General features: G+C 73.4%; 16 protein-coding genes. 11 read left to right on the top strand and 5 right to left on the bottom strand.

Annotation, left to right across the window (positions count from 1 at the left end; translation table 11 throughout):
* On the bottom strand, positions 1-1,766 hold a 1,766-nt coding region (locus AB0F71_RS09700), incomplete at its 3' end, for a helix-hairpin-helix domain-containing protein (protein ID WP_360230361.1).
* 423 nt (positions 1,767-2,189) lie between these two features.
* Positions 2,190-3,170: an aldo/keto reductase gene (locus AB0F71_RS09695; protein ID WP_360230359.1), complete on the bottom strand. Its 981-nt coding sequence runs from the start codon at positions 3,168-3,170 to the stop codon at positions 2,190-2,192.
* A 305-nt stretch (positions 3,171-3,475) separates the two neighbouring features.
* Between AB0F71_RS09695 and AB0F71_RS09690 the strand changes: the two genes are divergently transcribed.
* Complete coding sequence (locus tag AB0F71_RS09690) at positions 3,476-4,522, top strand: LLM class F420-dependent oxidoreductase (protein ID WP_360230357.1); 1,047 nt, start codon at positions 3,476-3,478, stop codon at positions 4,520-4,522.
* 40 nt (positions 4,523-4,562) lie between these two features.
* Here the strand turns inward: AB0F71_RS09690 and AB0F71_RS09685 are convergent, their stop codons facing one another.
* Complete coding sequence (locus tag AB0F71_RS09685; protein WP_360230355.1) at positions 4,563-5,543, bottom strand: magnesium and cobalt transport protein CorA; 981 nt, start codon at positions 5,541-5,543, stop codon at positions 4,563-4,565.
* Positions 5,544-5,757: 214 nt separating this feature from the next.
* Between AB0F71_RS09685 and AB0F71_RS09680 the strand changes: the two genes are divergently transcribed.
* The 6 genes from AB0F71_RS09680 to mshC all read left to right on the top strand — a co-directional run bounded on the left by AB0F71_RS09680 (position 5,758) and on the right by mshC (position 11,556).
* A complete protein-coding gene (locus AB0F71_RS09680; RefSeq protein WP_360230353.1) occupies positions 5,758-6,450 on the top strand; it encodes a histidine phosphatase family protein in 693 nt (230 codons plus the stop codon).
* Positions 6,451-6,686: 236 nt separating this feature from the next.
* A complete protein-coding gene (locus tag AB0F71_RS09675) occupies positions 6,687-7,253 on the top strand; it encodes a DUF3090 domain-containing protein (RefSeq protein ID WP_360230351.1) in 567 nt (188 codons plus the stop codon).
* A 56-nt stretch (positions 7,254-7,309) separates the two neighbouring features.
* On the top strand, positions 7,310-8,095 hold the full coding sequence (locus AB0F71_RS09670) for an SCO1664 family protein (RefSeq protein WP_360230391.1): 786 nt from the start codon (positions 7,310-7,312) through the stop codon (positions 8,093-8,095).
* 88 nt (positions 8,096-8,183) lie between these two features.
* A complete protein-coding gene (locus tag AB0F71_RS09665; RefSeq protein WP_360230349.1) occupies positions 8,184-9,113 on the top strand; it encodes an AraC family transcriptional regulator in 930 nt (309 codons plus the stop codon).
* Between the two features lie 131 nt (positions 9,114-9,244).
* Positions 9,245-10,099 carry a carbohydrate-binding protein gene (locus tag AB0F71_RS09660; RefSeq protein WP_360230347.1) on the top strand — a complete coding sequence of 285 codons (855 nt, stop codon included), beginning with the start codon at positions 9,245-9,247 and terminating at the stop codon, positions 10,097-10,099.
* Positions 10,100-10,326: 227 nt separating this feature from the next.
* The gene (gene mshC / locus AB0F71_RS09655) at positions 10,327-11,556 is read left to right on the top strand and encodes a cysteine--1-D-myo-inosityl 2-amino-2-deoxy-alpha-D-glucopyranoside ligase (protein ID WP_360230346.1); all 1,230 of its coding nucleotides are present in this window, start codon (positions 10,327-10,329) and stop codon (positions 11,554-11,556) included.
* A 141-nt stretch (positions 11,557-11,697) separates the two neighbouring features.
* On the opposite strand, the gene AB0F71_RS09650 is transcribed toward mshC, so the two are convergent.
* Positions 11,698-12,651, bottom strand: a complete 954-nt coding sequence (locus AB0F71_RS09650; protein WP_360230344.1) for a PAC2 family protein — start codon at positions 12,649-12,651, stop codon at positions 11,698-11,700.
* A 352-nt stretch (positions 12,652-13,003) separates the two neighbouring features.
* Here AB0F71_RS09650 and AB0F71_RS09645 point away from each other — a divergent pair, with 352 nt between their 5' ends.
* On the top strand, positions 13,004-13,531 hold the full coding sequence (locus AB0F71_RS09645; RefSeq protein WP_360230342.1) for an SRPBCC family protein: 528 nt from the start codon (positions 13,004-13,006) through the stop codon (positions 13,529-13,531).
* 12 nt (positions 13,532-13,543) lie between these two features.
* On the opposite strand, the gene AB0F71_RS09640 is transcribed toward AB0F71_RS09645, so the two are convergent.
* Entirely contained in the window at positions 13,544-14,626 is a 1,083-nt protein-coding gene (locus AB0F71_RS09640; protein ID WP_360230340.1) for a hypothetical protein, read from the bottom strand.
* A gap of 143 nt (positions 14,627-14,769) precedes the next feature.
* Here AB0F71_RS09640 and metH point away from each other — a divergent pair, with 143 nt between their 5' ends.
* From metH to AB0F71_RS09625, 3 genes are all read left to right on the top strand, one after another.
* Positions 14,770-18,279, top strand: a complete 3,510-nt coding sequence (metH, locus tag AB0F71_RS09635; RefSeq protein ID WP_360230338.1) for a methionine synthase — start codon at positions 14,770-14,772, stop codon at positions 18,277-18,279.
* Between the two features lie 139 nt (positions 18,280-18,418).
* Positions 18,419-19,147, top strand: coding sequence for an HAD family phosphatase (locus tag AB0F71_RS09630; RefSeq protein ID WP_360230336.1), 729 nt, complete (start codon positions 18,419-18,421; stop codon positions 19,145-19,147).
* Between the two features lie 221 nt (positions 19,148-19,368).
* The gene (locus AB0F71_RS09625; RefSeq protein WP_360230334.1) at positions 19,369-20,976 is read left to right on the top strand and encodes an ABC transporter substrate-binding protein; all 1,608 of its coding nucleotides are present in this window, start codon (positions 19,369-19,371) and stop codon (positions 20,974-20,976) included.
* Positions 20,977-21,001: the final 25 nt, after the last annotated feature.

The raw sequence follows: 21,001 nt of genomic DNA, 5'->3' as shown, positions 1-21,001 counted from the left end.
ATCGGGCGATCTTCCTGTTTCCCTGCCTTCAAGACTTGAACACTGGCTCGCGTCAGGGGGACGATTTCACCAACAGAGGTGAACGCCTTTATGTGGACGGTCAGCGCCCAGCCGTGCCGCAGCCGGCCGGCCTCCGCGGGCGGGACGGTCCGGCGCGAGCCGTCCGGGAACTCCAGGTGCAGTCCGGCCGCGTCGCCGTCCAGCACCCGGGCCGGGCGGGTGACCCCGGGGGCGGGGGACTCCACCACCCGGTCACCCGGGTCGAAGCCGCCGAACCGGCCGGGGCCGGGGTTCAGCCGGGCCTTCGCGGCCGCGTTCAGCGCCCGCGTGCCGGCCGGGCCGCCGTGGCCCGGGGTGAGCAGCACCACCTGCTCGGCGGGGATGCCGAGCGCGCGCGGGATGGAGTCGGTGAGCAGCTGGACGGCGCGGTGCACGGCCTCGCCGCCGTCCTTGGCGGTCAGGATGACCACCTCCTTGTCCGGCGCCTCGACCGGCTGCAGCTCGCCGACGCCGACCCCGGAGACCAGCTCGCCGATCGGGCCGAAGTCCGGGGTGCGGGAGGCGACCGCCGGGCAGGCCTTGGCGGCCAGCAGGTCGGCGAAGAACCTGCCAGGGCCGGCCGACCAGAGCTGGCCCGGATCCCCGCTGAGCACCAGCCGGGTGCCGTCGGCGAGCGACTCCAGGACGGTGGCGGCCAGTTCGACGTCCAGCAGCGGCGCGTCCAGCAGGACCAGGAGGTCCAGCGCGAGCGTGCCGTCGGGCGCGCGGCCGGGGCCGGCCGTACCGGACAGCAGCTCGGCGAGGGTCGCCACCGGCGTCGCGGCGGGGGAGAGGGAGTCGAAGGAGTCCCGGCCCTGGTCGGTCCAGGTGGCGGCCCAGGCCCGCAGGCCGAGCCCCGTGGCGGCGGCGAGCAGCGCGGCCGGCTCGGCCCGGGCCGCCTCACCGCCGGTGTGCAGCACCAGGGCGCTTCCGGCGACGGCCCGGATCAGGGCGGCCGCGGAGGGGGACGGCGCCGCTTCGGCGGCGGCCTCCCAGGCGGCGGGGCCGGGAGCGGCGGGTAGGGGTTCGGCGGACTCCTCGGAGCCTGCCTCCGACGACGGCTGCTCGCCGTCCTGCCCCTCGCCGTCCTGACCCTCGCCGTCCTGCTCCTCGGTGTCCTCACCCGGTACGAAGGTGGCCATCAGCTGGAGCAGCTTCTCGGCGAGGCTGTCCTCGGCCATCGCCGGCCCCTCCAGCGCGAGCAGCATCCGGGTCGGCGGCTCGTCCTCGTCCTCCTCGCCGCCCGCCGTCGGGGCCCCGGGGCCGGTCAGCTCCTCCTGGAACGACAGCAGCCGCCCCTCGGCGACCGCCTCCGCGATCGCGGCGAGCGGGTCCGGGACCCGGAGCCGCTCCAGCCCGGCGACCACGTCCTTCGCGTCCTGGGCCGAGTGCCCGCGCAGCGCCGCCTGCTCCAGCAGCCAGACCACCAGGGCCCGGGCCCGTCGCTCGTCGTCCGGGCCGACCGAGGCTCCGAGCAGGCCGCGGGCGAAGTGGTCCGCGTGTTCGGGGCGCACACCGGGGAGCCCGAGGACCGCCCACGGGTCCTCGCGCAGCTGCTTCGCGGCCTCCTCGCCGAGCGCGGCCACCGCGGCGGCGGCCAGGTCGACGGGGGCGCCACCTTCGGTCAGCACGGCGGCGGTCTCCCGGAGCGCCTCCTCGCTCGGCGCGGCGGGCCGCATCGGCGCGGCCGGCGGGGGAGCGGAAGGCCGGGCGATCGGAGGGGTCACCGGGGCAACCGCGGCCGGTTCAGCCGCCGGCTGATCGGCCGGCGCCTCACCGACACCCGGCGCGGACCCCTCGGCCTCGGACCCCTCAGAAGACCCCTCGGTGCCCTCAGGCTCCCCGGACTCCCCGGCCCCCTCGGCCCCCAAAGCCTTCGGAGCGGAAGGCCCGAGCCGGTGGGCCCCCGGCCGCGCCTCCTGCTGCTCGATCCGGCGCATCCGCGCCACGATCTCCGCGATCGTCGCCTGGTCGGGCGCGGCCGCGGCCGCAGCCCCCTCCGGAGCGCCGTTGCCCGTGCCACTCATCGTCGTCCGCTCCAAAGCTCACTCCACTGCACGTTCTGCACTGCTCGTTCTGCTCGACCACCGGTTCGGCCGCCCGTCTGACCAACCGCTTCGACCGCCCGGTTCGACCGCCCGGCTCCAGGGCTACAGCTCCGTCCACCCCTGGTCCGGGTAGCGGTGCACCGGCGACGAGATGTCGTCCAGCGCCCCGCGGATCTCACCCGGAAGCGTAAGCGCCTCCACTGACAGTGCCGCCTGGAGCTGGGCCACGGTGCGCGCCCCGATCAGCGCGCTGGCCACCCCGGGCCGGTCCCGGACCCAGGCCAGCGCGACCGCGAGCGGGCTGCTGGCGAGCCCGTCGGCGGCGGTGGCGACGGCGTCCACGATCCGCCGGGAGCGCTCCCCGAGGTAGGGCTGGACGAACCCGGACAGGTAGGGCGAGGCGCCGCGCGAGTCCTGCGGAACGCCGTGCCGGTACTTGCCGGTGAGCACCCCGCGGCCGAGCGGCGAGCCCGCCAGGATGCCGACCCCGGCGTCGAGGGCGGCGGGCAGCGCCTCGCGCTCGATGCCGCGCTGGAGCAGCGAGTACTCCACCTGGGCACCGGCCAGCGGCATCCGGTCGTGGTGGGCGCGCTGCCAGGTGGCGGCCTTGGCGAGCTGCCAGCCGCTGAAGTCGCAGACGGCGGTGTAGCGGGCGCGGCCGGAGGAGACGGCGATGTCGAGGGCGCTGAGGGTCTCCTCGAGGGGCGTGTTCGGGTCGAAGGCGTGGACCTGCCACAGGTCGACGTAGTCGGTGCCGAGCCGGCGCAGCGAGGCGTCCAGGGCGGCGAGCAGGTGGCCGCGGGAGCTGTCGAAGCGGCGGGTGGACTCGGGGACGCTGCCCGCCTTGGTGGCGATGACGAGTTCGGAGCGAGGGACGAGGCTGTCGGTGAGGCGGGAGAGCAGGTACTCGGCCCCGCCGTCGGCGTACACGTCGGCGGTGTCGACCAGGTTGCCGCCGGCGTCGACGAACTCCTTGAGCTGCTCGGCGGCTTCCTGCTCGTCGGTGTCGCGGCCCCAGGTCATGGTGCCGAGACCGAGGCGGGAGACCTGTAGGCCGGTACGGCCGAGGTGACGCTTTTCCATCGGACGGGCCCTCCACTGGCCGGTGGCCCCGGTGGCCCCGGGAGCCCCTGTAAACGCGCAGGTGGGGCGAGTGCTCCCCACGTCGGCTGAGCGTAGCGGCCGGTCCCCGGGCAGGGGCGCAGACCCGCAGAACGATCAATGCGGCAGGTGTGACCCAGACCACCACTACCCGTCAGTAGCATGACCTGCGGGGACGCGGCTACGCTCGCCAGCAGGCCCGCCCGACGTGCTGGCACGCCCCGCCCGACCGGCCACGACGCCTGCCCGACTGGCCACCGGGCCCACCCGACTGGAAGGTTCGGCACATGCGACTCGGCATCAACCTCGGCTACTGGGGACTCGGCATGGACGCCGACAACATCGCGGTGGCCCAGGAGGCGGACCGGCTCGGCTACTCGGTCTGCTGGGCGGCGGAGGCGTACGGCTCGGACGCCGCGACGGTGCTGAGCTTCGTCGCCGCGAAGACCGAGCGGATCGACGTCGGTTCGGCCATCTTCCAGATCCCGGCCCGCACCCCGGCGATGACCGCGATGACCGCCGCGACCCTGGACACCCTCTCCGGCGGCCGCTTCCGGCTCGGCCTCGGCGTCTCCGGCCCGCAGGTCTCCGAGGGCTGGTACGGCGTGAAGTTCGACAAGCCGCTCGCCCGCACCCGCGAGTACGTGGAGATCATCCGCAAGGCGATGTCCCGCGAGCGCCTGGTGCACGAGGGCGAGAACTGGACCCTTCCGCTGCCCGGCGGCCCGGGCAAGCCGATCAAGCTGACCGTGCACCCGGTGCGCGAGCAGATCCCGCTGTACATCGCCGCGATCGGCCCGAAGAACCTGGAGCAGACCGGCGAGATCGCCGACGGCTGGCTCGGCATCTTCTTCGCCCCCGAGCACGCCGCGCTCTCGCTGGACCCGTTGAAGGCCGGGCGCGCCAAGGCCGGAAAGTCCCTGGAGGGCTTCGACCTCTGCCCGACCGTCACCCTCGCGGTCGGCGAGGACATCAAGGCCGGGGTCGACTCCCAGCGTTCCTACGCCGCCCTGTACATCGGCGGCATGGGCAGCAAGGAGAAGAACTTCTACAACCAGCTGACCCGGCGCATGGGTTACGAGCAGGCCGCCGACGAGATCCAGGAGAAGTACCTGGCCAAGGACTACGCGGGCGCCGCGGCCGCCGTCCCGCACGACCTGATCGACGCCACCTCGCTGATCGGCGACACCGCCCGGATCGCCGACCGGATGCAGGCCTACGCCGACGCCGGTGTCACCACGCTGACCCTGGCCCCCTCCGGCTTCACGCTGGACGAGCGGATCCAGGCGCTGCGCACCGGCGTCGAGGCGCTGGAGCGCGCCGGACTGGCCTGATCCGCCAGGTGTGATCCACCGGGCGGGAGGCGAGCGGCACTTACAGCCAGTCGTGCCGCTTGAACACCCGGTGCAGCACCACGCACACCAGCGCCATCAGCGACAGCACCGCCGGGTAGCCCCACGGCTGGTGGAGCTCGGGCATGTCGTCGAAATTCATCCCGTACACGCCCGCGATCATGGTCGGCACGGCGGCCAGCGCCGCCCAGGCCGAGATCTTCCGCATGTCGTTGTTCTGCTGCACGCTCACCTGGGCCAGGTTGGCGCCGAGGATGTCGGACAGCAGCCGGTCCATGCCGTCCACCTGGTCGTTCACCCGGGCCAGGTGGTCGGCGACGTCCCGCAGGTAGGGGGCGGTCTCCGGCTGGACGAAGGGGGCGCCGCGCTCCAGCCGCAGCATCGGTTCCAGCAGCGGGGCGACGGCCCGGCGGACGGTCATCACCTGGCGCTTGTAGCCGTAGATCCGCCCGGCGGTGTCGCGGCCGACCCGGCCGGGGGCGAAGACGTCCGCCTCCAGTTCGTCCAGGTCGGCCTGGAGCGCGGTCGCCACCTCGACGTAGCCGTCCACCACGGTGTCGCAGACCGAGTGCAGCACCGAGCTGGGGCCGTAGCGCAGCAGTTCGGGTTGCTGTTCGAGCCGGGCCCGCAGGCCGCTGAGCGGGGTGTCCTCGCCGTGCCGGACGGTCATCACGAAGTCCGGGCCGAGGAAGACCATCACCTCGCCGCTGGTGACGGTACGGGTGTCGGCGTGGTGGCCGAGGGTCTTGAGGGCGACGAACAGCGAGCCCTGGTAGGCCTCGACCTTGGGGCGCTGGTGGGCGCTGACGGCGTCCTCGACGGCCAGCGGGTGCAGCGCGAACTCCTTGCCGACCCGGTCGAGTTCCTCGGTCGTCGGTTCGAGGAGGCCTATCCAGACGAAGGCTCCCGGCCCGGCCTCGCGGGCGGTGGCGAGCGAGTCGGTCAGGTCCTCGGAGGCCCCGAGCCGGCGGCCGTCCCGGTACGCGGCGCAGTGCACGATCATGCGGGCCATTGTCCCCCGAACGCGCCCGCCGGGCCGGGAGCCGGGCCACCGGGCCGACGCGAGCTCTGCGTGACGGGCCCTGCGCGACGGACCCTGCGCGACGACAGCCCCGCGCGACGACGGCCCCGCGCGACGAGTCCCGTCCACGCACCACCGGCCCCCGACTCCCGGACCGCACCCCACGGCGGAGTCCGGAGGCCGTAGGCTGAGCCCCATGCCCACCCTGTTGCTCGTCCGTCACGGCCGCTCGACCGCGAACACCGCCGGGATCCTGGCCGGTTGGACCCCCGGCGTGGACCTGGACGACACCGGGCGCGCCCAGGCCGCCGCGCTCGCCGACCGGCTGGCCGGGATTCCGCTGGCGCTCGCCGTCAGCAGCCCGCTGGAGCGCTGTCGGCAGACCCTGGAGCCGCTGCTCGCCGCCCGCCCCGAGCTGGGCACGCCGACCGAGGACGAGCGGCTGGGGGAGTGCCACTACGGCGAGTGGACCGGCCGTCCGCTGGCCGAGCTGGCCAAGGAGCCGCTCTGGCGCACCGTGCAGGACCACGCCTCCGCCGCGGCCTTCCCGGGCGGCGAGTCGCTGCGCGCGCTGAGCCACCGTACGGTCGACGCCGTCCGCGAGTGGAACGCGAGGGTCGCCGAGGAGCACGGCGAGGACGCGGTCTGGATCGCCTGCTCGCACGGGGACGTGATCAAGGCGGTGGTGGCCGACGCGCTCGGCCTGCACCTGGACCACTTCCAGCGGATCAGCGTCGAGCCCTGTTCGGTCACCGCCATCCGCTACACCCCGCAGCGGCCCTTCGTCCTCAGAACGGGCGACACCGGCGACCTCGCCTCGCTGGCGCCCCGGCCCTCGGCCGCCGCGGCCACCCCGGCCGGTGACGCGGTGGTCGGCGGCGCGGTCTGAGCGGTGCCGCTCGCCCCCTCCCCGCCCGCCCCGCGCACCCGTCCGAACGGCGCGCGACACCGTCCGACCCCGCGGGTGCCACCCCGTCCGCGGCCCCCGGCTCGGCTCCCCGGCCGGGGCCCGGAGGTCGTAGGGTGACTGGTGAGTGCCCAGTAGTCCGACCACCGGCCCAGGTGGACAACCCCGCGATCCCCCTTGGCGGATCCGCACAAACCGACACGATCCGGAGCTAGAGCGTGCCCCGTCAGGTCTTCTTCTACGACCAGCCCGAACGGTTCGTGGCCGGCACCGTCGGCCAGCCCGGCGCCCGGGCGTTCTACCTGCAGGCCAGCGCCCGGGGCCGGATCACCAGCGTGCTGCTGGAGAAGACCCAGGTCGCCGCGCTCGCCGAACGGATCGAGGAGGTCCTGGACGAGGCGCTGCGACGCAGCGGGGGCGACGCCGCCATCCCGGCCGCCGCGCCCAAGGACCTGCTCGACACCGCCCCGCTGGATCTCCCGCTGGAGCAGGAGTTCCGGGTCGGCACCATGGCCCTGGCCTGGGACAGCGTGGACGCCTGCCTGGTGGTCGAGGCCCAGGCGCTGGTGGAGGACGAGGAGGAGGACGGCGAGGAAGCCGCCTTCCAGGACGACGAGAACGGCCCGGACATGCTGCGGGTGCGGCTGTCCGGTGCGATGGCCCGCGTGTTCGCCAAGCGCGCGCTGGACCTGGTCGCGGCCGGCCGCAAGCCCTGCCCGTTCTGCAACCTGCCGCTGGACCCGGAGGGCCACCTGTGCCCGCGCGCGAACGGCTACCGGCGCTGAACACCGAGACCCCGCCGCAGGCCGACCCGGCGGCGGCCGCCGCCCTCGCCGCCGACGTGCCCACCGCCCTCGCCCTGCTGCGCCGGGGCGGGCTGACCGTGCACGGCCGGCTCACCGAGGCCTCCAACGCCGCGCTGTACTGCACCGTCGAGCACGACGGGCTGAGCGCCCAGGCCGTCTACAAGCCGGTGGCGGGCGAGCGCCCGCTGTGGGACTTCCCGGACGGCACCCTGGCCGGCCGCGAGGTCGCCGCGTACGAGCTGTCCGCGGCCACCGGCTGGGAGCTGATCCCGCCGACCGTGCTGCGCGACGGCCCGCACGGGCCGGGCATGGTGCAGCTGTGGGTCGAGCCCGACCCGGAGGCCGAGCCGCTGCTGGCGTTGCAGGACCCGGCCGGCCCGGAGGAGGGCTGGCTGCCGATCGTCCGGGCCGAGATCGAGGGCGGCCGCACCGCGCTGCTGGTGCACCACGACGACCGGCGGCTGCGCCGGCTCGCGGTGCTGGACGCGGTGCTCAACAACGCCGACCGCAAGGGCGGCCACCTGATCCCGGCCGCCGACGGCCGGGTGTACGGCATCGACCACGGCGTCACCTTCAACACCGAGGGCAAGCTGCGCACCCTGCTCTGGGGCTGGGCGGGCGACCCGCTGCCCGCCGAGGCGCTGGAGGTGCTGGCCGGGCTGGCCGAGCAGTTGGAGGGGGCGCTGGCCGAGCGGCTGGCCCCGCACCTGACCGCCGCCGAACTGGACGCCACCCGGGCCCGGGTGGCCGGGCTGCGGGACTCGGGCACGCACCCGCTGCCCTCCGCGGACTGGCCCGCGATCCCCTGGCCGCCGGTGTAGCGCGGGTTCCGCGGCGCGGCGGGGGTTCGGCCCGGGTTACCGGCCGGTGGTCTGGACCTGTCACCGGAACAGGTCGCACACTGCTCCGATGGACGTGCGACGGACCACCCCCACCCCCCGAACCGCGCCGGACCTGCCGTTGCACCGCCTGCAGGTCCCACTGCCCCACGTGCTGCCCTTCGCGATCGGCAGTTTCGACGCGATCGGCCCGCTCTCCCGCGCCAACTTCCCCCACCGGCACTCGTTCCACGAGATCGTCATGGTCACCGGCGGCCACGGCGCCCACGTCCTGGACCTGGTCCACCGGGCGTTGGCACCACCGCAGTTGTGCGTGATCACGCCCGGCCAGGTGCACCACTGGGCGGACGCCGAGGAACTCACCGGCCGGGTCGTCCTGTTCAACGAGGACTTCCTGCTGGGGCACCCGCAGGACCTCGCCGCGCTGCGCGCCCTGGCCGCCCGCCCCGGCATCGCGCTCGGCGAGCAGGCCGGCGCCATCGCCCGGCTGCTCGCCGACATGGAGCAGGAGTACCGGACCAGGGCGCCCGGCTACCAGGGCGTGCTACGGGCCAGCCTGCACATCCTGATCGTCCGGGCCCTGCGCGCCTGCGCCCCGGACGACCGGCCCGCGGTGCCCAGCAGGCCGGCCGAACTGGCGGCCGCCTTCACCCGGTTGATCGCCAAGCCGGGCGGGGTGCGGCACTCGGTCGCCTCCACCGCCCAGGAACTCGGGGTCTCCCCGGGGCACTTGCAGACCCTGGTCAAGCAGGCCACCGGCCGCACCCCGGGCGGACTGATCCGCCGGCAGCAGACCCTGGAGGCCAAACGGCTGCTCGCCTGCACTGATCTGACGATTCGCCAGGTCGCCAAGGAGGCCGGCTTCGCGGACCCGGCGTACTTCTGCCGCTTCTTCCGGCGGGAGACCGGGATGACCCCGGGGGAGTTCCGGGCCAGGGTCGACGGAAATCACCACGATCCCCGGATCATGTCCATCGCCGTCGCGCCGGACGGTCCGTAACGTTCCTACCGGCCACCGGCGGCCGGTCCAGCGCGCGGACGGCGGCCGGTTCGGCCCTTGTCATGCCCCCACCATGGCAAGGGCCGCCCCCCTAGCTCCCCCGCGAAGGATCCACCGGAAGGAGACGGCGCATGCCCCCGTCCGACGGCATGATCAGCCGCAAGACCGTCCTCAAGGCCGCCGCCGCGCTCGGGGCCGCACCGCTGCTCGTCGGCGGCGGGGTCGCCCTGGCCCGCGACAAGGTCGGCGCCGGCCGCATCCCCGGCCTGACCCCCGAGTGCCACGACGGGGACGACCCGACCGTCGAGCAGATCGAGGGTCCGTACTTCAAGCCCGACTCCCCGCTGCGCAGCTCGATGGTGAACGACGGCCCGGGTACCCGGCTGACCGTCAGCGGCTACGTCTTCGGCCGCGCCTGCCGGCCCGTCCCCGGCGTGCTGCTGGACTTCTGGCAGGCCGACGACGGCGGGAACTACGACAACGTCGGCTACACCTTCCGCGGCCACCAGTTCACCGACGCCAACGGCGCGTACCGGCTGGAAACCGTCGTCCCGGGCCTCTACCCGGGCCGCACCCGGCACCTGCACGTCAAGCTCCAGGCCCCCGGCCGCCCGATCCTGACCACCCAGCTGTACTTCCCGGGCGAGCCGCGCAACAACACCGACACCATCTACGACGCCCGGCTGCTGATGAACGTCCAGCGGAACGGCTCCGGCGAGAACGCCACCTTCGACTTCGTGCTGGACGTGCCGCAGACCCCGGGCACCCCGAGCCCGACGGCCACCACCACCCCGACCGGGACCCCGACCGGGACCCCGACCGGAGGATCCACCACGCCGCCGAGCGGCAGCTGGGCCGCCGGCCGGGCGTACAACGCGGGCGACCGCGTCACCTACACCGGCGCCTCCTACGTCTGCCTCCAGGCGCACACCGCCCTGGTGGGCTGGGAGCCGCCGAACGTGCCGGCCCTCTGGCAGCGGTCGTAGCGGCTCCGGCCGCTCCCCCGGGGAGCCGGGCGCCCGGTCGGCGGCAGGGCCGACCGGGCGCTCACCCGTGTCCGAAAACGATCGGACGGAGTCACCGGTCCGAAACGGAACGCGCGAAGACGGGCCCTGAGCAGTCGAAGGGTGATCGGGCAACGGCAGGAAGCTAATCCAGTCGATCTTCGTTACTGGTTAGGCTTTCAAATGTTCTCAAGGTTAAGGTCGATCCCATGCATGCCTGGCCCGCCTCCGAGGTTCCCGCCCTGCCTGGTCAGGGGCTCCCCCTCCACATCTTCGACACCGCAGCGGGCACGGTCCGCGAGGTCGTGCCGCAGGACGGCACCGCCCGGATCTACGTCTGCGGCATCACCCCCTACGACGCGACCCACATGGGCCACGCCGCCACCTACAACGCCTTCGACCTGGTGCAGCGGGTCTGGAAGGACGCCGGCCACGACGTCCGCTACATCCAGAACGTGACCGACGTGGACGACCCGCTGCTCCAGCGCGCCGTCGAGACCGGCCAGGACTGGGTGGCCCTCGCCGAGCGCGAGACCGCCCTGTTCCGCGAGGACATGACGGCCCTGCGGCTGCTCCCGCCGGCCCACTACGTGGGCGCCGTCGAGTCGATCCCGTGGATCGTCCCGATCGTCCAGAAGCTGCTGGCCTCCGGCGCCGCCTACAGGGTCGACGGGGACATCTACTACTCGGTCGACGCCGACCCGCACTTCGGCGAGGTCTCCGGGCTCACCCGCGAGGCCATGCTCCCGGTCTTCGCCGAGCGCGGCGGCGACCCGGACCGCCCCGGCAAGCGCAACCCGCTGGACGCCCTGCTCTGGCTGGCCGCCCGTCCGGGCGAGCCCGCCTGGGACACCGAGCTCGGCCACGGCCGCCCCGGCTGGCACATCGAGTGCGTGGCCATCGCCCTGCAGTACCTGGGCATGGGCTTCGACATCCAGGGCGGCGGCAGCGACCTGTCCTTCCCGCACCACGAGATGGGCGCCTCGCACGCCCACAGCGCCACCGGCTCCCACCCGTACGCCAAGGCGTACGTGCACGCCGGGATGGTCGGGCTGGACGGCCGGAAGATGTCCAAGTCCCGCGGCAACCTGGTCTTCGTCTCGGCCCTGCGCCGCGAGGGCGTCGACCCGGCGGCGATCCGCCTGGCGCTGCTCTCGCACCACTACCGCCAGGACTGGGAGTGGACCAAGGCCGTCCTGGACGAGGCCGTCGAGCGCCTCGCCCGCTGGCGGGCCGCCGTCTCCCGGCCGGACGGCCCGGCCGCCGAGCAGCTGCTCGCCGAGGTCCGCGCCGCGCTGGCGAACGACCTGGACGCGCCCGCCGCGCTGGCCGCCGTCGACCGGTGGGCCGCGCAGCAGGAGACGGCGGGCGGCACCGACATCGGCGCGCCCGGCCTGGTGAGCCGCACCGTGGACGCCCTGCTCGGCGTCGCGCTGTGAGGGTGACACCCCGAGAGCGGTGACACCCCGAGAGCGGTGACGCCCTGGGAGCGGTGACGCCCTGAGAACGCCGAAGGGGCGCCGGGACTTCGAGTCCCGGCGCCCCTTCGGCACACCCCGCCCGGGCGGGGCCGACGAGGACTACTCGTCCTCCGCCCCCTCCTGGCTCTCCCGGGTCGTGCCCGGCCCCTCCGGCTCGGCCGGCCGCTCGGCCGTCGCGTGCCCGGACACCGGCTTCTCGCCGGTCGGGCCGACGTTCTCCCGGCGGCGCAGGTAGCGCTCGAACTCGCGCGCGATGGCATCCCCGGAGGCCTCCGGCAGCTCCGCCGTGTCCTGCGCCTCCTCCAGCTGCTGGACGTACTCGGCGACCTCGCTGTCCTCGGCGGCCAGCTGGTCCACGCCCAGCTGCCAGGCCCGGGCGTCCTCGCCGAGCTCGCCCGGCGGGACGCGCAGGTCCAGCAGGTCCTCCAGCTTGTTGAGCAGCGCCAGCGTGGCCTTGGGGTTGGGCGGCTGCGCCACGTAGTGCGGCACCGCGGCCCACAGCGTCACGGCCGGCACCCCGGCGTGGGTGCACGCCTCCTGGAGCACCCCGACGATCCCGGTCGGGCCCTCGTAGCGGCTCTCCTCCAGGTCCAGCCGGCGGGCCAGGTCCGGATCGGAGGTGACCCCGCTGACCGGCACCGGCCGGCTGTGCGGGGTGTCGCCGAGCAGCGCGCCCAGGATCACCACCAGTTCGACGCCCAGCTCGTGCGCGAAGCCCAGCAGCTCGTTGCAGAACGAGCGCCAGCGCATGCTGGGCTCGATCCCGCGGACCAGCACCACGTCCCTGGTCACCGGCTCGGTCACCCGGACCACCGACAGCCGGGTGGTCGGCCAGGTGATCCGGCGCACGCCGCCGTCCAGCCAGACCGTCGGACGGTTGACCTGGAAGTCGTAGTAGTCCTCGGCGTCCAGGGCGGCGAACACCTTGCCGCCCCAGGTCTCGTCCAGGTGCGCCAGGGCCGCGGAGGCGGCGTCGCCCGCGTCGTTCCACCCCTCGAAGGCGCAGACCATCACCGGGTCGATCAACTCGGGAACATCTTCCAACTCGATCACCCAGCGTCTCCCTCCGGTCGGCGGTCGGACCGGCACCGCCCCGGCTGGCTCGCCGGGGCAACGACGGGCCGGCTGCCGCCTGTCGAACCTCTCGTCTCCCGTGGAACGGCTCGCTCCACGGTCCCTACCTGCCCAGCCTACGGGCTTTGATGCGCATGGCGGCCGGGCACCGGGACAGTCTGGGGGAGCGGGCCGCCCTGATCCAGCGGATATCCGGCCCGCGGCGGCTGACGCGGCGTCAGGCGGCCAGGTGCGGACGCACGGTGCCTGACCGGCGACGCTGCGCCACGGGGGGCGGGCCGGGCGCGGCGGCGCGATGATGGGGCGGGGGCCGGGCGGAAGGGGCCGACCGATGAATCGATGGCTGTGGATCGGCGCAGGTGCGGGTGCGGGCGCGGCGGCGCTGGCCGGGGCCGCGCTGCTGGCGGCGGACCGGGCCGGGCGCCGGCTGCCGGTGGAGCACGTCACCGAGGGCGGGCTGGAACTCTCCCAGCCGCCCGGCGCGGTCTGGGAGGTGCTGACCGACATCGACCTCTATCCGGCCTGGCGCCCGGGCCTCACCCACGTCGAACGGCTGCCCGCCGGGGCCGGCGGACGCCCGCGCTGGCGCGAGTACGACCGGCACGGGCACACCACCTACGAGGTGGTGGCGAGCGAGGCCCCGTACCGGCTGGTGACCGGCATCGCCGACCGGGACCTGCCCTACGGCGGCACCTGGACGTACCGCCTCACCCCGGCCGGGTCCGGCTGCTCGCTGACCGTCACCGAGCACGGCGAGGTCCGCAAGCCGCTGTACCGGGCCGTCTCGCACTACCTGTCCGGCGAGGACGCCACCGTGCACCGCTACCTGGGCGCCCTGGCCCACCGGATGGCGGCCTGAGCCCGACGGCTTCTACGAAAGGTCCACCCAGCCGCGCCGGTACGCCGCCCAGTTCTCCGGCGTCGCGGCGAAGTCCACGTACAGCGCGACCCCGAAGTTGGCCCGCCGCAGGTCCTCCCGGCCCAGGCCCAGCCGGACGCCCCGGACGGCCGCCGGGACGGTCTCCGCGTCGCCCCAGTGGCCCCACTTGTCGTCCCAGAAGAACGGCAGGCCGATCAGGAGGTCGACGTCCGGCGGGGTGGCGGCCAGGGCCAGCTCGGTCTGCCGCGCGACGTAGCCGCCGTACAGCGGCTCGGTCGGCATCGAGGTGTCGTAGGTCATCACCGCGACCTGGTCGACCCGGCGGGCGGTCTCCCGGAAGTACGCCCGGTCCCACCACTTGCCGTGGTCGGTGAGCAGGATGCCGGCCGTGTGCAGGCCGGGGACGGGGTCGATCTGGGGGGCCGCCACCGACAGCTTCGCGCCGCGGGCGGCCGTCACCGGGTGGACCAGGTCGAGCAGGGCGAGCCAGCCGGCCGAGCCGGGGCGGATCGGCTCCATGTCGAAGTGCACGCCGTCGAAGCCCTGGTCCAGCACCTGGGCCGCGGCGGCGGCGACCCGGTCCCGGGTGGGCGCGTCGTCGAGGTCCATCGCGTCCCGCTCGGGCTTGACCTCGTCCCCCAGCCAGCCCTGCAGCCGCACCCCCGGCAGCGCCCGGTGGGCGGCCTCGGTGAACCAGCGGGCCGCCGGGTGGACGGCGGGCGGCAGCGAGCCGTCGTGCTCCAGCGGCCCGGTGTGGACGTACAGGTCGCGCACGCCGGTGCCGGCCAGCTGCCGGGCCAGCGCGGCGACGTCGGCGTCGGTCTTGCGGCCGTCCACCCAGGCGTGGCCGAGCCAGACGGCGTCCCGGCCCCGGGTACGGGCCTCGGCGGCCGGTTCACCCGAGTAGTGCAGCCGGATCGCGATGAACAGCGAGCCCAGCGCGGCGACCGGTACGGCCGCCGCCAGCCCCAGCGCCACCAGGGCGCGCCCCCACCACGGCAGGCCTCTCCAGCGGCGCAGCGGCGCCCCCAGGGCCCGCCCGATCCGCCGTGCGACGTTCCCGAATCGGATCACGCGACTGTTCCCCCCTCGCGGTCGAGCGCTCAGGATACGGAATGCACCCGCAGGCCGGGCCGTGGGCCGGATACCCTGGCCACGTGCGGGCCCGAGCAAGCGGGCTCGCAAAGCCGACAGCCGTCGCACCAGGGAGACGCCCCATGGCCACTGCAGCCAACCCGTCCATCACTCAGCAGAGCCGCGCGAACGCACTGCGTGAAGCGCTCGCCACCCGGGTGGTGGTGGCCGACGGTGCGATGGGCACCATGCTCCAGGCGCAGGACCCGACGCTGGAGGACTTCCAGAACCTCGAGGGCTGCAACGAGGTCCTCAACGTCACCCGCCCGGACATCGTCCGCTCCGTCCACGAGGCCTACTTCGCGGTGGGCGTGGACTGCGTGGAGACCAACACCTTCGGTGCCAACTTCTCCGCCCTGGGCGAGTACGACATCGCCGAGCGGATCTTCGAGCTGTCCGAGGCCGGCGCCCGGATCGCCCGCGAGGTGGCCGACGCCCACGCCGCCGACGGCCGTACCCGCTGGGTGCTCGGCTCGATCGGCCCCGGCACCAAGCTGCCGACCCTCGGCCACGCCCCGTACGAGACGCTGCGGGACGGCTTCCAGCGGAACGCGGCCGGTCTGATCGCGGGCGGCGCCGACGCGCTGCTGGTGGAGACCAGCCAGGACCTGCTGCAGACCAAGGCCGCGATCCTCGGCTCCAAGCGTGCCCTGGCCGAGGCCGGACTGGACCTCCCGGTGCTGGTGCAGGTGACGGTGGAGACCACCGGCACCATGCTGCTCGGCTCCGAGATCGGTGCCGCGCTCACCGCGCTGGAGCCGCTGGGCGTCGACTACATCGGCCTCAACTGCGCCACCGGCCCGGCCGAGATGAGCGAGCACCTGCGCTACCTGGCCAAGAACGCGAGGATCGGCCTGTCCTGCATGCCGAACGCGGGCCTGCCGGTGCTCGGCAAGGACGGCGCCCACTACCCGCTCTCCCCGGCCGAACTGGCCGACGCCCACGACGTGTTCACCCGGGAGTACGGCCTCTCGCTGGTCGGCGGCTGCTGCGGCACCACCCCCGAGCACCTGCGCCAGGTGGTCGAGCGGGTGCAGGGCCGTCCGATCGCGCCGCGCGAGCCGAAGCCGGAGCCGGCGGCCTCCTCGCTCTACCAGGCGGTGCCGTTCCGTCAGGACACCTCGTACCTGGCGATCGGCGAGCGCACCAACGCCAACGGCTCGAAGAAGTTCCGCGAGTCGATGCTGGCCGGCGACTGGCAGGCCTGCGTGGAGATCGCCCGGGATCAGATCCGGGACGGCTCCCACCTGCTGGACCTGTGCGTCGACTACGTCGGCCGGGACGGCGTCGCCGACATGAAGGAGATCGCGGGCCGGCTGGCCACCGCCTCCACCCTGCCGATCGTGCTGGACTCCACCGAGCCGCCGGTGCTGCAGGCCGGTCTGGAGGCGCTCGGCGGCCGCGCGGTGCTCAACTCGGTCAACTACGAGGACGGCAACGCCCCCGACTCGCGCTTCGGGAGGATCGCCTCGCTGGCCCGTGAGCACGGCGCCGGCCTGATCGCGCTGACCATCGACGAGCAGGGTCAGGCCCGCACGGCCGAGACGAAGGTCGAGATCGCCGAGCGGCTGATCGCCGAACTCACCACCGACTACGGCATCGACGAGGGCTCGATCCTGGTCGACTGCCTCACCTTCACCCTGGCCACCGGCCAGGAGGAGTCCCGCCGGGACGGCATCGAGACCATCGAGGCGATCCGCGAGCTCAAGCGCCGCCACCCGAAGGTGCAGACCACCCTGGGCCTGTCGAACATCTCCTTCGGCCTCAACCCGGCCGCCCGGGTGGTGCTCAACTCCGTCTTCCTGCACGAGTGCGTGGAGGCCGGCCTGGACTCGGCGATCGTGCACGCCTCCAAGATCCTGCCGATCTCCCGGATCCCCGAGGACCAGCGCGAGGCCGCCCTGGACCTGGTGTACGACCGCCGCCGGGACGGCTACGACCCGCTGCAGCGCCTGCTGGAGCTGTTCGAGGGCGTCTCCACCGCCTCGGTGAAGGCCTCCAAGGCGCAGGAGCTGGCCGCGCTCCCGCTGGAGGAGCGGCTGCAGCGCCGGATCATCGACGGCGAGCGCAACGGCCTGGAGGCCGACCTGGACGAGGCGCTGGGCGTGCGCCCGGCGCTGGAGATCATCAACGACACCCTGCTGGCCGGCATGAAGGTGGTCGGCGAGCTGTTCGGCTCCGGCCAGATGCAGCTGCCGTTCGTGCTCCAGTCCGCCGAGGTGATGAAGACCGCGGTGGCCCACCTGGAGCCGCACATGGAGAAGTCCGACAGCGAGGGCAAGGGCACCATCGTGCTGGCCACCGTCAAGGGCGACGTCCACGACATCGGCAAGAACCTGGTCGACATCATCCTGTCCAACAACGGCTACAACGTGGTCAACCTGGGCATCAAGCAGCCGGTCTCGGCGATCCTGGACGCCGCGCAGGAGCACAAGGCGGACGTGATCGGGATGTCCGGCCTGCTGGTGAAGTCCACCGTGATCATGAAGGAGAACCTGGAGGAGCTGAACCAGCGCAAGCTGGCCGCGAGCTTCCCGGTGATCCTCGGCGGCGCCGCCCTGACCCGCGCCTACGTGGAGCAGGACCTGCACGAGATCTACGAGGGCGAGGTCCGCTACGCCCGGGACGCCTTCGAGGGCCTGCGGCTGATGGACGCGCTGATCGCGGTCAAGCGCGGCGTGCCCGGCGCGGCCCTGCCGGAGCTCAAGCAGCGCCGGCACGCCAAGGTCGAGGTGGCTGAGCCGGAGCCCGAGGTCAACCTCGGCCAGATCCGCTCCGACGTCGCGCTGGACAACGCGCTGCCCGTCCCGCCGTTCTGGGGCGACCGGATCGTCAAGGGCATCCCCTTCGCCGACTACGCCTCCTGGCTGGACGAGGACGCGCTGTTCAAGGGCCAGTGGGGCCTCAAGGCCGCGCGCAGCGGCGACGGCCCGTCCTACGAGGAGCTGGTGGAGACCGAGGGCCGGCCGCGGCTGCGGGCCTGGCTGGACCGGCTGCAGACCGAGGGCTGGCTGGAGGCGGCCGTGGTCTACGGCTACTACCCGGCCAACTCCAAGGGCGACGACCTGATCGTCTTCCACGAGGACGGCACCGAGCGGACCCGCTTCACCTTCCCCCGCCAGCGGCGCGGCCGCCGGCTCTGCCTGGCGGACTTCTTCCGCCCGGAGGAGTCCGGCGAGCGGGACGTGGTCGGGCTCCAGGTGGTCACCATGGGCAACCGGATCTCCGAGGCGGCCAACGAGCTGTTCGCCGGGAACTCCTACCGCGACTACCTGGAGCTGCACGGCCTCTCCGTCCAGCTGGCCGAGGCGCTGGCCGAGTTCTGGCACGCCCGGGTCCGTTTCGAGCTGGGCTTCTCCGGCGAGGACCCGCAGGACGTCAAGGACATGTTCGCCCTCAAGTACCGGGGCGCCCGCTTCTCGCTCGGCTACGGGGCCTGCCCCGAGCTGGAGGACCGCGCCAAGATCGCCGAGCTGCTCAAGCCCGAGCGGATCGGCGTGGTGCTGTCCGAGGAGTTCCAGCTCCACCCGGAGCAGTCCACCGACGCCATCGTGATCCACCACCCCGAGGCGAAGTACTTCAACGCACGGTAACCCGTACGTCCTTCTCCGTTCGCTCTTTCCGGGCGAAGCGGGCGTATCCTGGATGATCCTGAACGGGCCGGTCCGCTGACCAGCGGGCCGGCCCGTGCCATCCCCGGGACCGTCCTGGGCGCAGCCGGAAGGACTTGCCATGACGACCAGCTCCACCGCCGCCCCGGCGCTCGACCTCGGGCCCGAGCCCGGCCTCCAGGCAGTGCTGCTGGACATGGACGGCACGCTGGTGGACACCGAGGACTTCTGGTGGCAGGCCGAGGTGTCGCTCTTCGCCGAGCTGGGCCACCGGCTGGACGAGCAGGACCGGGCGCACGTCGTCGGCGGACCGATGACCAGGGTGATGGAGTACCTGGTCGCCCGCACCGGGGTGGACATCGCCCCGGCCGACCTGGGGGTGCTGGTCAACCAGCGCTTCGTCGACCTGCTGGGGGGCGGGGTGCCGCTGATGCCGGGGGCCGAGCGGCTGCTCAACACCCTTGCCGCGCACGGCGTTCCGGCCGCGCTGGTGTCCGCCTCGCACCGGCACGTGATCGACATCGTGCTGCGCTCGCTGGGCGCCGACCGGTTCGCCTTCACCATCGGCGGGGACGAGCTGCCGCGCACCAAGCCGTTCCCCGACCCGTACCTGGAGGCGGCCCGCCGGCTGGGTGCGGAGCCGGCCCGCTGCGTGGTCGTCGAGGACACCCCGACCGGGGTGCGGGCGGGCGAGGCGGCGGGCTGTCCGGTGATCGCGGTGCCCTCGGTGGCGCCGATCGAGCCGGCCCCCGGGCGGCTGGTGCTGCCGTCGCTGGAGCAGGTCGATCTCGAACTGCTGCGGTCGCTGGTCGCCTCGCGGGTCCAGGGCGCGGCCACCCACTGGATGTGATTGTCATCTCATTGCGCGCCGACCCTACCGGCCGGTAGGCGGCCCTGCCGGGCCGGCACCGGCGGTCCGGTGGGGAGAAAACGGGCAATGGCTGACAACTCGTCGGGCGCGCCGTGATGCCCCCAACGACCGTGTCCCAAACGTCATCTGCACGGGTATCGGTCGTGCGTGTTCGATATGGCACGCTACTCGGGTTCGCGACACCCCCGAAGGACGCTCCCGTGAAGACTTCAGCTGAACGCCTGGCAGCACTCGGCTGCGCCGGTCTGGTCGCCGTGACGGTGGCCGGTTGCGGATCGGTCACCGACGCCGTCAAGGGGGACAGCGGCGGCAAGTCCATCACCATGGGGACCGCCCAGCTCACCGGCGTGCTGGACCCCGCGGTGGTCTACGACTCCGGTTCCTGGCTGGTGCTGCGCAACACCTTCCAGTCGCTGCTGACCTTCCCGGCCGCCGCCAGCACGCCCTCCCCGGACGCCGCGCAGTCCTGCGACTTCTCCGGCGGCGAGGCCACCGAGTACCACTGCACCCTGCGGCCCGGCCTGAAGTTCTCCAACGGCCACCCGCTGACCGCCGAGGACGTGGTGTTCTCGATCCAGCGGACCAAGAAGATCAACGACCCGAACGGCCCGGCCGGCCTGCTCGCCTCGATCAAGAGCGTGGAGGCCAAGGGCGACAGCGAGGTGGTCTTCCACCTGGCGACCCCCGACGCCACCCTGCCGGCCAAGCTGGCCTCCCCGGCCGGCGCCATCGTCGACCACCAGGTCTACCCGGCCGACAAGGCGCTCGCCAACGACAAGGTGGTCGGCTCCGGCCCGTACCGCTTCGACTCGGTCGAGGGCATGGCCGGCGGCAAGCAGCTGGGCAAGGTCGTGCTGGTCCCCAACGACAAGTACAGCGGCGACGCCAAGCTGCGGAACAGCAAGTTCACCGTCCGGTACTTCGACAAGCCCGCCGACCTCAAGGCGGCGCTGGACAAGGGCGACGTCGACGTCACCGACAACAGCCTGGAGCCCAACACCGCGGCCCAGATCCGCTCGGACCAGCAGGGCGGCAAGACCGACCTCCAGGTGGTCGAGGGCGACAGCAACGACACCCGCTCGCTGGCCTTCAACACCAAGGACCCGGTGCTCTCCAACGTCGGCGTCCGCCAGGCCGCCGCCGCGCTGCTCGACCGCAAGGCGCTCGCCCGCGACGTCTTCGCCCGCACCGTCCAGCCGCTGTACGCGATGGTCCCGGCCGGCGTCACCGGCCACACCACCGCCTTCTTCGACCGCTGGGGCGACCAGGACGTGGCCAAGGCCAAGAAGGCCCTGACCGACGCCAAGGTCCAGACCCCGGTCAAGCTCACCCTCACCTGGTCCCGCTCGCGGGCCGGCGGCGGCGAGGCCGAGACGATCAAGAAGCAGCTGGAGACCGGCGGCCTCTTCCAGGTGACGGTCCAGCAGGAGGCGGACTGGGACGCCTACAAGAAGGGCTGGACCGAGGGCAAGTACCAGGCGTACATCATCGGTTGGTTCGCCGACTACCCCGACCCGGACAACTACCTCGCCCCGCTGCTGCTCGACGGCGGCGTCTTCCACACCGGTTGGGACGACCCGAGGATCAGCCAGAAGCTGATCCCGGACGGCCTCAAGCAGGCCGACCGCAGCGCCGCCTCGGCGGGCTACGCGCAGGTCCAGCAGATCGTCGCGGACACCGTCCCGCTGGTCCCGCTGTACCAGAACAAGTCCTTCTACGCGGCCCGCCCGGACATCACCGGTGTCGAGTCCACCGTCGACACCACCGGCTTCTTCCGCTTCTGGGAGATCGGCCGCAGCGGCAAGTAGCGCGCGACGCACGGCGGCCCGCCCG

Origin of the sequence: Kitasatospora sp. NPDC028055, assembly GCF_040637885.1 — a bacterium.
GTDB lineage: Bacteria > Actinomycetota > Actinomycetes > Streptomycetales > Streptomycetaceae > Kitasatospora.
The sequence above is the reverse complement of the archived record's forward strand: the minus strand, read 5'-3'. Positions and strand labels throughout refer to the sequence as shown.